At 45.8% G+C, this 14794-nt stretch carries 13 protein-coding genes; 11 read left to right on the top strand and 2 right to left on the bottom strand.

The genetic code is table 11. The features are described 5' to 3' along the window. Positions 1 to 18: 18 nt before the first annotated feature. The 4 genes from ACESON_RS00920 (at position 19) to ACESON_RS00905 (ending at position 3732) form a co-directional block, all read left to right on the top strand. On the top strand, positions 19 to 1425 hold the full coding sequence (locus tag ACESON_RS00920; protein WP_373108041.1) for a [Fe-Fe] hydrogenase large subunit C-terminal domain-containing protein: 1407 nt from the start codon (positions 19 to 21) through the stop codon (positions 1423 to 1425). Then, positions 1422 to 1757 carry a hypothetical protein gene (locus tag ACESON_RS00915; protein ID WP_177958540.1) on the top strand — a complete coding sequence of 112 codons (336 nt, stop codon included), beginning with the start codon at positions 1422 to 1424 and terminating at the stop codon, positions 1755 to 1757. Before ACESON_RS00920 ends, ACESON_RS00915 begins: the two co-directional genes overlap by 4 nt. Further along, positions 1750 to 2466 carry a PHP domain-containing protein gene (locus tag ACESON_RS00910; protein WP_373108038.1) on the top strand — a complete coding sequence of 239 codons (717 nt, stop codon included), beginning with the start codon at positions 1750 to 1752 and terminating at the stop codon, positions 2464 to 2466. The genes ACESON_RS00915 and ACESON_RS00910 overlap by 8 nt, the downstream gene beginning before the upstream one ends. A 174-nt stretch (positions 2467 to 2640) precedes the next feature. After that, entirely contained in the window at positions 2641 to 3732 is a 1092-nt protein-coding gene (locus ACESON_RS00905; protein WP_373108037.1) for a polysaccharide deacetylase family protein, read from the top strand. Between the two features lie 115 nt (positions 3733 to 3847). Here the strand turns inward: ACESON_RS00905 and ACESON_RS00900 are convergent, their stop codons facing one another. Further along, a complete protein-coding gene (locus ACESON_RS00900; protein WP_373108034.1) occupies positions 3848 to 5215 on the bottom strand; it encodes a PucR family transcriptional regulator in 1368 nt (455 codons plus the stop codon). A 393-nt stretch (positions 5216 to 5608) separates the two neighbouring features. Here ACESON_RS00900 and ACESON_RS00895 point away from each other — a divergent pair, with 393 nt between their 5' ends. The 7 genes from ACESON_RS00895 (at position 5609) to buk (ending at position 13214) form a co-directional block, all read left to right on the top strand. Continuing rightward, a complete protein-coding gene (locus tag ACESON_RS00895) occupies positions 5609 to 7765 on the top strand; it encodes a CocE/NonD family hydrolase (protein ID WP_373108032.1) in 2157 nt (718 codons plus the stop codon). 70 nt (positions 7766 to 7835) lie between these two features. Continuing rightward, positions 7836 to 8237, top strand: a complete 402-nt coding sequence (locus tag ACESON_RS00890) for a holo-ACP synthase (RefSeq protein WP_373108031.1) — start codon at positions 7836 to 7838, stop codon at positions 8235 to 8237. Then, positions 8230 to 9594: a nitrate/nitrite transporter gene (locus ACESON_RS00885; protein ID WP_373108029.1), complete on the top strand. Its 1365-nt coding sequence runs from the start codon at positions 8230 to 8232 to the stop codon at positions 9592 to 9594. Before ACESON_RS00890 ends, ACESON_RS00885 begins: the two co-directional genes overlap by 8 nt. 17 nt (positions 9595 to 9611) lie before the next feature. After that, positions 9612 to 10541, top strand: a complete 930-nt coding sequence (locus ACESON_RS00880) for an alpha/beta hydrolase (protein WP_373108026.1) — start codon at positions 9612 to 9614, stop codon at positions 10539 to 10541. Between the two features lie 9 nt (positions 10542 to 10550). After that, complete coding sequence (locus ACESON_RS00875; RefSeq protein ID WP_373108025.1) at positions 10551 to 11084, top strand: DUF1097 domain-containing protein; 534 nt, start codon at positions 10551 to 10553, stop codon at positions 11082 to 11084. Position 11085: 1 nt separating this feature from the next. Continuing rightward, complete coding sequence (locus tag ACESON_RS00870; RefSeq protein WP_373108023.1) at positions 11086 to 12084, top strand: phosphate acyltransferase; 999 nt, start codon at positions 11086 to 11088, stop codon at positions 12082 to 12084. Between the two features lie 14 nt (positions 12085 to 12098). After that, complete coding sequence (gene buk / locus ACESON_RS00865; protein ID WP_373108021.1) at positions 12099 to 13214, top strand: butyrate kinase; 1116 nt, start codon at positions 12099 to 12101, stop codon at positions 13212 to 13214. A gap of 212 nt (positions 13215 to 13426) precedes the next feature. Here buk and ACESON_RS00860 read toward each other — a convergent pair whose 3' ends face one another. Beyond that, positions 13427 to 14782 (bottom strand): solute carrier family 23 protein, encoded by a 1356-nt coding sequence (locus ACESON_RS00860; RefSeq protein ID WP_177958345.1) that lies wholly within the window; start codon positions 14780 to 14782, stop codon positions 13427 to 13429. Positions 14783 to 14794: the final 12 nt, after the last annotated feature.

Raw genomic sequence — 14794 nt, 5'->3', positions numbered from 1 at the left:
GGAGGTTGAAAAGACAGAATGGATAAATTCTATCATTCCGTCCGTCTGGACGCGGATTTATGTAAGGGATGTATTAACTGCATTAAGCGGTGCCCGACCCAGGCTATCCGGGTGAGGGGCGGTAAGGCGCAGATTAACAGCAAGTTTTGTATTGACTGTGGAGAATGTATCAGAGTCTGCTCCTATCATGCAAAAAAGGCAACCTATGATAAGCTGGAGGTTATGAAACAGTTTAAATATACTGTGGCTTTGCCGGCGCCGGCGCTGTACAGTCAGTTTAACAATCTGGATGATGTGAATATTGTTCTGAATGCATTGCTGATGATGGGATTTGACGATGTTTTTGAGGTGAGTGCAGCGGCGGAGCTGGTATCAGAAGCGACCAGAACCTATTTGACGACTCACGAGGAACAGCTTCCTCTGATCAGCACAGCCTGTCCGTCTGTGGTGCGGCTGATTCGGGTTAGATTTCCAAATCTGATCCCCCACCTGCTTCCTTTAAAGCCGCCGGTGGAGGTAGCCGCTATTATGGCAGCTCAAAAAGCCATGGAACGGACGGGATTTGCCAGAGAGGATATCGGCATCTGTTTCATTTCCCCCTGCCCCTCCAAGGTGACTTATGCAAAGGCTCCTTTGGGAACAGAGAAGAGCGAGATAGACTGTGTACTTGCCATTAAGGACGTATATCCTCAGCTGCTTTCTCATATGAAGGCGGTGGGAGATGAGGGGCTGGAATTAAGTACCTCAGGAAAGATTGGCATCAGCTGGGGACGAAGCGGAGGAGAAGCCGGGGGGCTTTTTACAGAAAACTACCTGGCTGCTGATGGAATTGAGAATGTGATTCGGGTGCTGGAGGATCTGGAGGATCAGAAGTTTTCTCACCTGAAATTTGTAGAGCTGAATGCATGTAACGGCGGCTGTGTCGGCGGTGTTCTTACCGTGGAAAATCCATATGTGGCAGAGGTAAAGCTGAAGCGTCTGCGCAAGTATATGCCTGTGGCCCGCAGTCACATGGAAAATGAAGAACATGCGGAAACGATTGTGCCCTGGACCGTGGGCGTACAGTATGAGCCAGTATTTAATCTGGGAGAGAATATTATGGAGAGCTTTGCCAGACTGAATCAGGCAGAGCGGCTGTGTGAGAAATTTCCAGGGCTGGACTGCGGTTCCTGCGGCGCACCTACCTGCAAGGCTCTTGCTGAGGATATTGTCAGGGGACAGGCCAGTGAAAATGACTGTGTGTATTACCTGAGAGAAAATCTTCATAGGCTTTCCGAAGAAGTCGCAATCCTTGCCGATGATCTTCATGCAGGAAATACCGGAGGACAGGAGACACTGAGGATTATGAAAGAATATATTCAGAGAATCTACAGTGAGATGTCACGGTTGGACAATAAAGATGATAATCAGGAGGACAGTGTATGACAGTAAGACAGCTGCTTGACAGCGGAAAATTTTCGGTGATTCATGAAGGCGATGAAACAGAGCGGGAAATCACAGTTCCGTTTTGCTGTGACCTTCTCAGCGTGGCTATGGGACGGGCGCCTGCCGGCTGTGCGTGGGTGACTGTAATGGGGAATATGAATACGCTGGCAGTGGCAACGCTGGCAGATGTGGCCTGTGTGATTATGGGAGAGGGGGCTGCTTTGGACGAGATTGCCCTGAAAAAGGCACAGCAGCAGGAAATTACTGTTTTGTCCACAGAACTGCCTGTATTTGAAGCAGCCCTGTGGATTTGGCAGCAGCTTCATGGTTAATCTCAGCTATGATTTACATATTCATTCCTGCCTTTCCCCATGCGGGGATGATGATATGACACCAGGCAATATTGTAGGAATGGCAGCGGTTACAGGTCTGGATGTGATTGCAGTGACGGATCACAACAGCTGCCGCAACTGTCCGGCGGTGATGAAGTTTGCACAGGAATATGGTGTGCTGGCGATTCCGGGAATGGAGATCAATACCTCGGAGGAGGTTCATGCAGTATGTCTGTTTCCGACTTTGGAGGCAGCCTTAAATTTTGACGGATATGTGTATGAGAGGCTGATGAAATTTCCCAACCGGGAGGAGATTTTTGGAAAGCAGCAGATCTGCAATGAAGAGGATATTTGTGTGGCAACTGAGCCGAATCTTCTGATTAACAGTACGGATATTTCCTTTGACAGGCTGTGGGAGCTGACTGAGGATTTCGGCGGCGTCATGTTTCCGGCCCATGTGGAGAAATCTGCCAACAGTCTGATTGCCAATCTGGGATTTGTACCGCCGGACAGTCGGTTTAAAACAGCTGAACTGAAGGATTTGAAGAAGCTTCATCAGATAAGGCGGGAGAATCCTTATCTGGAAGGATGCCGGATTATCAGCAATTCGGACGCTCATTATCTGGAGCATATTCAGGGGCCGGAGCGAACGATTCCAGTGTGGGAAAAATCCATAGCGGCAGTGCTTGATTATCTGCGGGGACGGTAAAGAAGAAAGCATCGGAGGAAGCTCTGATGCATCTTCTTTGGCAAAGCTGCACAAGAAGATGCTGTCCTGAACAGTTACAAAAAGAGAGAGAAAGGGCGGCTCCCGGGACTTGTTTTTCATAGTAGTATCATGTATACTGAGGGCATAATAGACAGAAATTCAGGAGGTCAGAATATGAAAAATCTGAGATTTATTTCCGCAGTTGCGGCAGCCTGCGCCCTGTTTGCTTCTCAGCCGGTACTGGCAGCAGAGCTGTCCTTTGATACATATGGATCAGCTGTGATTACAGCAGGTCAGGGTACAGTGCAGGAGAGTAGTGCAGAGGTACCGGGAGGAGGTTCTGAGACGGTTCATTTTTACGGACCAGGAGGGCAGAATGCAGGAGACAGCACGACTCCAAACACGGTCCAGAATGAGCAGGCTCCGGCTCCGGAAAGTGAAGGCTCTGCTTCTTCCCCGGTAATTACAGCAGGGGAAGCGGACAGTCCGGGACAGGTTCAGCAGTCTCTTTCGGATCCGGCAGCCGGGGGCGAACAGGGCGGGACAGAAAGCCCGGAGGGAGTTCCTTCCGGAGAGCTGTTCCCTGCAGATCAGGGTATGGCGCAGGCAGAGGCAGTCAGCGGTGAACAGGCAACGGCGGCTTCTGGCCGCGTGGTGGATCCGTCAAGACCTATGGTAGCGTTGACCTTTGATGATGGTCCCCAGCCCTCTGTAGGAAACAGGATCATGGATTGTCTGGCCCAGTATGGCGGAAAAGCAACCTTCTTTATGGTAGGAGAACGGGTTGGCTCCTACGCAGCTGAGGTACAGAGAATGGTAGCAGAAGGACATGAGGTAGCCAACCATTCCATGAATCACAAGTATTTCCAGAAGCTGGGTCCGGCACAGATTCAGGCTCAGGTCAGTCAGGCCAATGACGCTATTGAGGCAGCCTGCGGTGTCCGCCCAAAGCTGATGAGGCTTCCCGGCGGCAATGTAAACAATACAGTAAAAGCTAATGTCAATATGCCGATGATTCAGTGGAATATTGATACCTTAGACTGGAAAACGAAAAATGCAGATAAGACGGTTCAGGCTGTTCTAAGTAAGGTAAAGGACGGAGATATTGTATTGATGCACGAGCTTTACAGCCAGAGCGGCGATGCGGCAGTCCGGATGATTCCGGAACTGGTAAATCGGGGATTTCAGCTGGTAACAGTTAGTGAAATGGCTGCTGCTAAGGGGAAAAACCTGGAGCCAGGGAAGCTGTATTCCAGTATGCCGTAAGGAATAAGGCAAATTTTACCCTAATAGTAAGACATAGAAAAGAAACTATGTTGAACTATTAGGGTACTTTTTTATCAGAGGTATATATGGAGCCGGAGTGGTGATGGGAGCACGATCACCTCTCTGACTCCATAAATTTTAGGCTCATATGCAGGCTCAGGCGCTCTTCCCCACTGGACAGATCCAAGGCAAAAAGTTCTTTGATTTTTGCAATCCGATAGAACAGTGTGTTTTTGTGAATACACAGGTGCTCGGCAGCCTGCCCCGGGTTATCGGGATAGGTAAGATATTCTTTTAGCGTATCCAGAAGACGAGAATTGTGCTGCTTATCGTATTCCTTGATTATATCGATGACCGGGTGGTAGAAATTAGACAGTCTGCTGTGTTCTGACAGGATTTCAGCGATATGATGACAGATATAATCTGTGTAAAAGTACATACATGTTTCCGGAGAAAAACGCTGGCCTAACTGGTACGCTACCAGGGACTCCTCGTAAAACTGTTTTGTGTCAAGGAGACTGTGGAAGGCACGGCAGAAGGATGCTGTCAGGTGGTTTACTTCTAGAAAATCGGATAAGCGCTTATCAGCACGGAACCTTTCTGGAGAAGGGTCAGGAGTACCAATCAGAAATATGATCTGTCCCTTGTAAATGGCCCAATGGCACACGGGAAACAGCGTTGTCATCTGCTGGGAGACCAATCGTGCTTTCTGATCAAAAATCGCTGCTGTTTTATCTGTAATTGTCATAATCCGGAGATACTCGGTATTGGTCCAACCAAGACACTGAGCCCTTCTGTAAATGGTTGCCAGATCCAGAACATGATTGTCCAACAGTTCTAAAAGAAAAAAATTGTGCATCATCGAGCGGTTTGTTTTATAAAAGTCGCTTTTTTGCAGTTCCAGAGATACGATACGGCAGAGAAAGTCGATAAACTCGAAATCTTCTTGCGTAAACAGGCGGTTGCTGTCTGCTGTCGCGATGTGGGCTGTTTCAATATTATGTATGTAAACCATAGCAGTAATCCAGCCTTCAGATGCACCCTTTGATTTGCAGTAATAAGGATAATGGGCTTTTCTGGCTTTTTCAAATATACGATCCTGCTTCATGGCTGCAATATTGTTTTCCAGCATATAACCTAGTTCTTTCTGTACATCAAGGTCAGGGCGACTGTAGATCGGATTCATGCAGGAAGCAAGAATCTTATAACTATTATCTGCGATAAGGATAGGATTACCTAAAATATCATAGGCTGCATCTGTTAAAGCCTGAAGTCCTAAATTATCATGAAAAATCTGTATAATCAGATGCATATGGTCTGCAAGCATCTGATGGCGAATCATAATATCAAGAAGCTGTGATTCGACCGTCTTCAGTTCTGCATCCTCACACAGTTCAATATAATTAGCGTTTTGATACAGTACGCTGCAGGAAGTTTGTGGATCAGAGAAAATACACAAGAAATTGTATTCACTCCTGTCCATTTCTTTATCCAATTGTTGTGGAGTACAGAGATAGAGAACATGTTCTCTCAGTGTATTTTCATCTTTCAGACAACAGCATTGATAGATCTCTGTACTGGAGTTGGCTGTATGTTTCCAAAAACAATTTATATAATGTAATTTGTGGATCAGTTTTGATAATTCCATAATAATTCCCCTATGATTCGGATCAATGTTTCTTCAAACAATGATTGTGTTATAACACAAAAATAAAGGCCAAGAACAGCACTGCTTTAGTTTGGAACACATGGTTTCTACTGGTTGTATTATATATAATATAGTTATAAAAAGCAAGAATTTGAGAAGGTTTTTACAAAATCAACATAATAAAGCAAATCAATTGCTATTGTGCTATAAACAAAAAGGAGGAAGAATATGAGCATCAGAAAAGAAATTTATGAAAAACTGGTAGAGCGTGCAGCACCGTTGTTCGGTAAAAGAGCAGATGAGTTGACAGAGATTACTCGTTTTGCAGAGGACTGTAATGCAAAGTCTACCCATTTTTCCCAGATTACGACGTATCTGGAGGATGAGTTTGATATTGAGATTCCCTATATGTCTTTCCGTCGTCAAAAGACCATTGGGGAAGCAGTGGATTATGTGCTGACAGAGTGTTTAGGAGAGTCTCTGGATGAGAGCGGGGAGATATTGTCTTCGGAGTTTCCAAAATCAGGAGCACCGGCATTGGCTCCTCAACCTGCAGAGGTGACAGAGGCACAGGAGAATGTTGTAAAATCGGATCATGATGATGAGTTGAATATGCGTGAACGCTTTACATTAAAGGAAACCTTCCAAGGAGAAGAATTAGAAGCGGTTTATATGGTCGCAAGAAAGCCAGTTTCTGTGGATCCAAATGTGGATTTGGCGGCTTCCGAAGATCCGATGGCACGTATGGGACAGGGATTTTGTCCAGCTTTTAATCCTCGTACTTATGAGGCTGCGCCGGGAATTCTCTGCGAGCAGGATGTGGCTGTAAAGATGAGAGACGGTGTGACCATTTACACAGATATCTTCCGTCCGAAGGATGAAAGTCATAAGTATCCGGTTATCGTTTCCTGGTCCTGGTTTGGAAAACGTCCGGGAGAAGGAATGAGTGAGTGGCAGATTATGGGAGTTCCGCCTCACACTGTATCGAAACTGGCAAAATTTGAGTCTCCGGATCCCATGTATTGGTGCTATCAGGGATATGCGGTGGCTAATGTGGATGTGCGTGGTGCAGGTCATTCTGAGGGAAATGTACATATGTTTACCCATCAGGACAGAGAAGACGGATACGATTTTGTTGAATGGATTGCTACACAGCATTGGTGCAACGGTAATGTAGGTATGGCAGGAAACTCAGGCGTAGCAATGCACCAGTGGGGAATTGCAGCAATGCAGCCGCCTCACCTGAAATGTATTGCTCCCTGGGAGTGTACCACAGATCTTTATCGTGAGTCTTTCTACGAGGGAGGTGTGCCAGCATTATCCTTTAATAAATTTATTTCTGCACAGGTGACCGGTACTGGTGGAGTGGACAGCCAGGTGGATATGGCAGTCAAATATCCGCTGATGAATGGATACTGGGAGGATAAACGCCCGGATTTCTCTAAAGTGGACATTCCAGTTTACCAGACAGCAGGTTTTTCTCATTTCCATCTGCGCGGCTCTTTCCAGGCATTCCGAAAAGCAAAATCCAAGAGAAAATGGCTTCGTGCCCATCGGGACTTTGAGTGGCCGGATACCTATACACCAGAGAATCTGGAAGATTTGAAACAATTCTATGACCGCTATTTAAAGGATATCCATAATGGCTGGGAGATGACGCCGAAGGTACGTCTTGATATTATGGATGCCTATGACTGTGATTACCAGATCAGACGTGGGGAGAATGAGTTTCCGTTAAAGAGAACCCAGTACAAGAAGTTCTATCTGGATGCTTCCAATCCGGACAAACTTACCATGGCGGAGGCACCAGTTTCCCAGGAGGCTGCCGTTGCCTATGACGGCAATACAGGGAAGGTAGAATTTGATATGACCTTTGAGGAGGATACAGAATTGACAGGATATATGTATCTGCATCTGTATGTTGCTGCAGAGGCTTACAATGATATGGATATGTTCATCAACATTCAGAAAGCAGATGCCGAGGGCAACTGGATTCCGTGGTATACTCTGAATGAGCCTCATCCAGGAGCGTGGGGAAAATGCCGTATTTCTCACCGGGAATTGGATCCGAAGGAATGTCAGGTGGTAAAGGGAACCATGGTACAGCCGGTGATGGCTCATAGAAGAGAATTGAAAGTGGAGCCGGGAGAAATTGTGCCCGTTGACATTGAGATTGTACCTTCTGCAAGAATCTGGCATAAGGGAGAAAAACTGAGAATTCAGATTGCAGGACATTATATCCGCGAGGGATGGTTTGAGCCCTTGGCATGGGATACAGATAACCACGGGCGTCAAATCATTTATACTGGTGGACAATATGAATCCTTTATTCAGGTACCGGTGATTCCACCGAAATACAAGGCGGGGGAATACGTATACCGATAAACAAAACCCAGAAAGAGCCATTCTGGATGGCTCTTTCTGACATAAAAAGGAAAAAGTGAGAGGATAAGTTGTGGTTAGAGGAATTGGTACAGATATTTTAAAGATGGATCATCTAGTGGCGGAATATCTGAAGCCGGAAGATCCTTTTGCAAGGAAGACATATACCGAGGAGGAACTTCGCCAGGCGGCTCTCCGTGAGAATCCACTCTGTTATTTTGCAACTAGATTTGCTGGAAAAGAAGCTGTATTCAAGGCCTTGAACAGAAGCGCTGAGAACGTGAGTTTAAATGAAATTGAAATACTAAATTGGGATTCCGGTCAGCCTTATGTGAATCTGCATGGGAAGATCGAAGAAGATGCAAGAAAAGCAGGGATTGAAAAAGTGCTGATTTCTTTGTCCTATGATACAGAGTATGCCATAGCATATGCCATAGCTATTGGGGAGAGCAAAGGAGAGAAATGTCATGAGTAATCAAAAATCAAATACAAATGCAGTAAGTTTTGGGAGCTGGGGGTGGTTCCTGATTATTATCTGCATTTTATATCAGATGATGTACAGTGCATTTGCAGTCGATGGAATCAATGGATATGGATTAAATCTGGCGGCAATGCTCAGTGAAACTAGTGGGATGACGGTTACCAGTGATATGCTGACTGCTGTCCTGACACCTATTGGTATTGTCTGCTGTCTGTTGGGAGTATTTTTTACCAATCTGGTCTATAAAAAAGGAACAAAAATTGTAGCTACCGTTTCCTGCGCAGGTATGGCGGCAGGGGTTGTTTTTATGGGTAATATCACTACATTCACTATGTATGTGGTAGGGCTGTTTATCACTCAGGTATTTGGAACTTGCCTTGCTTTCGCTGTACACCATGGCTTTATTGGCTCCTGGTTTCCGACCAGAAAAGGAGTTGTTATGGGTTGGACAACCATGGGTCTGCCTCTTACCAGTATGATTCTGGTGCCTTTTGTAACCTGGTGTATGAGCGGAGGAATTGGATGGAAGGGATTTTGTTATGTCCTGGCAGTTATCCTGGTGCTGCTTGCCGTTCTAACGTTTACTATGCTGACGAATACACCGGAAGAGAAAGGCTGTTATCCGGATAATATGCGGCCAGAGGAGAGAATTGAAAAGGCGGACAGCAAAAAGACTGACCTTCTGCGCTATTTTAGATCACGATATACCATGAGAGATTTACTGAAAAATAAGTCGGTTTGGATGATCTGTATCGGATTTGGCATTCCGTGGGCTACTACAGCAGGTGTTATGAGTCAGCTGATTGTCAGAATGATGAGCACTGGATATTTTGAAAATGTGGGCAAGCCGGTAGCGATTCTTGCAGGAGCAACAATTGTTGGGCTGATTGGAAGCTTTTGCTGGGGATATCTTGACACAAGAATTGGTACAAAAAAGGCAGGGGTTCTTTATAATATTGCATATATTGTGATTTTGATTGTATTAGTGATGCTGGATAAGCTTCCTGAGATTGCCTGCACGATTGTAACCTGCTGTCTGTGTTTTACTGCAGGCGGTATTCCAAATCTGATGCCGTCTATGGTAATTTCAAAATTTGGAAGATATGAATTCCTGTCTGCCAACCGGGTATGTACGCCTCTGGCAACGATCATCCAGAGCATGGGCTTTGCTGTGCTGACTTTAGGAAAAATGCTGACAGGCGGAAGCTGGGTAGGAGGATACGGTATCTTTATCATTGCTTGTGGAATCGGAGCTTTGGTTATTTCCAGAATCAGCGATGAGAAAGAGTGCGATGATGCGGAAGTTGAAAAGCAGTTGATTGCCTTGGCAAAAGAACAAGAAGGAAAATAGGATAAAAGGAGCAGGATATGGGAACATTCACCAGAAGCTTTTGTAAGATAGTACCGTCTCTCCGGGAATCTACTATGGAGATTATCCGGAAGAATCCTGTCAGGGGCGAACAGATGATGATACCTCTTGCTGATCGGGAAATCGAGATATATCTGCATAGAGGAACTGAGGAACCTGGAGCAGTGCTCTTTGAATTTCATGGAGGTGGGCTGGTACTGGGGGATGCGGCAAAGGATGATTATCTTTGCGAGAGAATATGCAGAGAAACAGGTATCACAGTTATTGGGGTGAATTACAGGAAAGCACCGGAGTATCCATATCCGGCAGCAGTTCAGGATGCTTATGACACAGTAAATTATGTACAGAAACATAGTAATAAGTTTGGAATAGATCCGGATAGGATGGCGGCCATGGGTTTCAGTGCTGGGGCAACGCTTGCTACAGTCACAGCCATGCAGGCTGCAGAAAAAAAGGAGTTCAGACTGGTGTGTCAAATCCTTCACTATCCCTATTTGGACGGTGTGACAGCACCGGCTTCCAAAAAATCATATCCTGCCAATCTTCCGGTAGAAGTGATGGAGGCCTTTACGGAACTTTATGGAAATGGAGAAGATCCTAGAAATCCATATATTTCTCCTTTATATGCAACCAGAGAAATGTTGAAAGGCAGTGCTCCGACAGCTTTGTTTATGGCAGAGAGGGATGCTCTTTGTGAGGAAGGGGCGGCATATGCCGCCCTTTTGAGAGCGGCAGGAGTTCCTGTGATAACAGAGAAAATTGTAACAGAGATGCATCATGGATATATGGAGGATTATTTTAATTTGCCATGTTATCAGGAACAACCAGAAGATATTCTGGCGCTTCATAGCCCTAAATTATCTCAACGGGCGGAGATGATCCTTAAGAGGACGGAAAAAATCCTGAAGGAATATTTGTTGAAAGATTAGGGAAGAAACATGGAACGTAGGAAAATGTGGACAGAAACAATGACATTAGCCCTTGGAATCGCAGTATTGCCTCCTCTGTGGGCGGTTGCAGCACCATATATCGGAGTGACGACTGGCGCTGTGGCACTAATTTGTGCAGGTCTGTTTGTGACTAATGGAAATAAATATAAAGATGCCTTTAAAATTTGTATAGGATTTCTGTGCGGGGATCTTTGGGCAGTAGTAGCTTTGGTAATTATGGACAGCCTGAACTGGAATCCAGATTTAGAACTATATATGATACTGTTTGCAATGGGCGGACTGGCGGTTCTTGTGGGTACATGGTTAAAAAAATGGATTTTTCTTCCTGCATGGCTTTGCGGATGGGCGATTGGCCTTACGATTATGGCATCGGCAGCAATGGATGAGATCGGTAGCTTTGCGATTCAGATCGGTGTGGCAATGGTGGTAGGCGTGGTATATGTGGGAATTGGAGTGGACCTATTTCAAAGTGCATTGATTCGAATGATTACAGGAGAAAAACGAAAGAAGGGAGCAGATTAGAATGGTATTAATTGAAGAACTGATTCATAAAGCGAAGTTGAATCCAAAAAGAATCGCATTGCCTGAGTGTGAGGCAGAGAAGACGCTTCTAGCTGCTAGGCAGGTGCTTGATGCTGGAATCGGCATACCGGTGCTGGTCAATGATCCTGCAGTGATCCGGGAAACAGCACAGAAAGCGAGGGTCAGGATTGACGACATGGAGATTGTGGATGTGACCGACGAAGCATACCGTGATTCGGTTGTTTCAAGGTATATGTCCTATCCAAAGCTGATGCTGTCTGAAAAAGGTGCGAAGAGAAAAATGAAAAATCCCATGTATTACGCCATGATTCTAGAGGCAGTGGGTGATGTGGACGCTACATTCTGTGGCCATATCAACACAACAGGAGATGTGCTGCTTGCTGCACAGCAGACTATTGGTATGCAGGATGGTGTGGATGTTCCATCGATTTTTGCAATGACAGAGATACCGGGTTTTGAAGGATCTGAGGGGAATCGTATTGCATTAGCAGACTGTGGGTTGAATCCAGAACCGGAGGCAGATGAACTGGCTTCTATAGCCATTGCCTCTTGTGATAATATTCGTGCATTGATGAGCTGGGAGCCCCGCTGTGCATTTTTAAGCTTTTCCACCTGTGGTTCGGGCACGGCTTCTAGTGTGGATAAAATTCTGGAAGCGATTAGGATTGCAGGGGAGCGAAGGCCGGATCTAAAGATTGATGGGGAATTTCAGCTGGATACGGCGCTCATACCGGCTGTGGCAGAAAAAAAAGTAAACCGTCCCAGTGAAGTGGCGGGCAAAGCAAATATTTTGATTTTCCCTGAACTTAATGCTGCAAACATTGGTATTAAAATGATTCAGATTTTTGCAAAAGGAAAGGGCTATGGACACACCTTATCTGGATTTGCAAAACCAGTGGCAGATTCCTCCAGAGGTGCAACGGTAGAGGAGATCGTGGGAGATATTGCCATGGTGATTATTGCCGCAGCAAATGCTTAGGAAGGGAGAATATAATGATGGGATATAAAATTTTTACATTAAGTCCAGGCTCCACATCGACAAAATTAGCGGTATTTGACGGGGAAGAGAAATTGTTTAAAGCAAATGTGCAGCATGATCCGGTAAGATTGAAGTCCTTTGCCCGTGTCAGTGAGCAGATGCCGTACCGTGTGGAGACGATTCTATGTGAATTAGAAAAAAAACAGATTAACATTAACGATATGGATGCGTTTGCTGCGTATTCCGGAGGCCTGGTCTCTACTCCGGGCGGAATTTTTCCGGTAAATGATAAGATTCTTGCAGATTGTACTTCAGGGCGTTTGATGGAGCACCCTGCGATTCTGGGGGCACAGATTATTCATGCGTTTGCCAAAGAGACAGGCAAACCAGCATTTCTGGTAAATCCTCCTGATGTCGATGAATTTGATGATATAGCAAGATTAACTGGAATTAAAGGAATATACCGGGAATCCCATGTTCATGTGCTGAATCAGAAGGAGGTTGCCATGAGGGCAGCACGGGAGTTGGGAAAGAAATATGAAGAATGCAATCTGGTGGTATGCCACGTGGGCGGTGGTCTTTCAATCACGGCCCAGAAGTCAGGCAGGATAGTGGATGCCAATGACGTTTTAAATGGAGAAGGTCCTATGGCTCCCAACCGTTCTGGTTATGTTCCGCTGATGCCTGTTATAAAGATGTGTTATTCTGGAGCCTATACGCTACAGCAGATGAAGGAAAAAATAAGCAAGACTGGTGGTCTGGTATCTCTACTGGGAACGGATAATATGCTGGAAATTAAGGAACGCATTGCAAAAGGAGATAGCTGGGCAGCTTTGGTATATGATAATTTCGCTTACCAGCTTGCCAAGTATATTGGATCTTATGCTTGTGTACTGGAAGGCGAGGTTGACGCGGTGGTAATGACTGGCGGCGTTTCCAACGATGAAGATTTTATCTCCAATGTAAAGAAATATGCAGGCTGGATCGCTCCCTTCATTGTGTATGGCGGTGATTTTGAGATGGAGGCACTTGCTTCCGGAGCAATACGGGCACTGACTGGTGAGGAGCAGACAAAAGAGTATACGGGAATTCCTGTGTGGAGCGGATTTGAATTTGAATATGATGAATAAAGATATTTTTTGGCGAAAGAAGACTGCTTAAAAATCAGAAAGACAATTTCAGATAAACCAAACAGCAGAAATCAGAGATATGTAAAAATAAGATAAGGGGGTATCGCAAAATCATTTGATTTGATGATTTTGCGATATCCCCTTAATTATGCTTGCTTACAGGCTGTGGCTGAATTATGTTTTCAGGACAGGCCCGTTTTGGTATTTAGCTTTTATTTCTCTTCTACTCTTTTAATATCCATATCCTTTGGCAGCACCAGGCTGAGGATGATAGAAACTACAAACACAACAGCAACTACATTGGCAGAAAATACAGACTGCACCAGCTGCGGGAAGAGGCTCCAGATACCGCTTTCACTGGCGGTAGTAAATCCGATACCGATTGCCAGGGAAAGAGAAATAATGGTTACGTTGCGCTGCGAGAAGCCGCATTTTGCAATCATCTGCACGCCGGAGGTAAGGATAGAACCAAACATCATAATGGTACATCCGCCCAGAACGCATTCCGGCAGAGATGCGAAAAAGTTTCCTACCGGAGGAAGCAGACCGGCAAGGATCATGCAGGCAGCGCCTGTCATAATGGTAAAGCGGTTGACAACATGAGTCATAGCTACCAGACCTACGTTTTGTGAGAAGGAGGTAACTGGCGGACAGCCAAACAGTCCGGAAATGGCAGAAGCGTATCCGTCACAGGCGAGAGAGCCGGAGATTTCCTTTCCGGTAATTTCCCGGTTTAAGCCGCCGGATACCAGAGCGGAGGTATCGCCGATGGTTTCTGCTGCAGATACCAGGAAGATAATGCAGGCAGAAAGAATGGCGCCCGGATGGAATTCCGGAGCAAAGGGAAGCAGGTGAGGCAGGGAAATCAGACCGCCTGACATGATAAGACTTAAATCTACCTTTCCTGCAAAAATGGAAATCACATATCCTACAACCAGTCCAGCCAGAACAGAAAGCTGTTTCAAATAACCTTTTGCAAAAATGTTCCACAGCAGGCAGGTAACCAGCGTAATGGTACCGATGGCGAGGTTTTCAACAGAACCGAAATCCTCGGCATAGCCGCCTCCAAAGGAGCGGGCGCCTACGGTGAAAAGGGAAAATCCGATGGCAGTTACAACAGAAGCTGCGACAACAGGAGTAATGATTTTTCTCCAGTATTTTGCAAGAAGTCCCAGAGTTCCCTCAAAAATACCGCCTACCAGAACCGCGCCGATAACTGCCGGATATCCGTAGTTGGCGGCTACGGTACTGAGAACTGTTACAAAGGTAAAACTCACGCCCATAACAACAGGAAGCTTTGAGCCGATTCGCCAGATGGGGTAAAGCTGAATCAGTGTGGCAATACCGGCAACAAACATGGCATTCTGGAGCAGAATGGCGACCTGAGCCTGGGAAAGAGCCGGCTGGGCGGCGCCGGCAATAATGGTAATAGGAGCCAGGTTTGAAACAAACATGGCCAGAATGTGCTGCAGGCCAAAGGGAATCGCCTTTCCGATGGGGACGCGTCCTTCCAGCTGATAAATATTATTGATACTGCAGTTTACGCTGTCATTTGCAGGTCTTCCCATGATGTACTCCTC

It is taken from the genome of Lachnoclostridium sp. Marseille-P6806, assembly GCF_964238185.1.
GTDB lineage: Bacteria > Bacillota > Clostridia > Lachnospirales > Lachnospiraceae > Brotaphodocola.
This window is presented reverse-complemented; position numbering and strand designations above follow the sequence as displayed.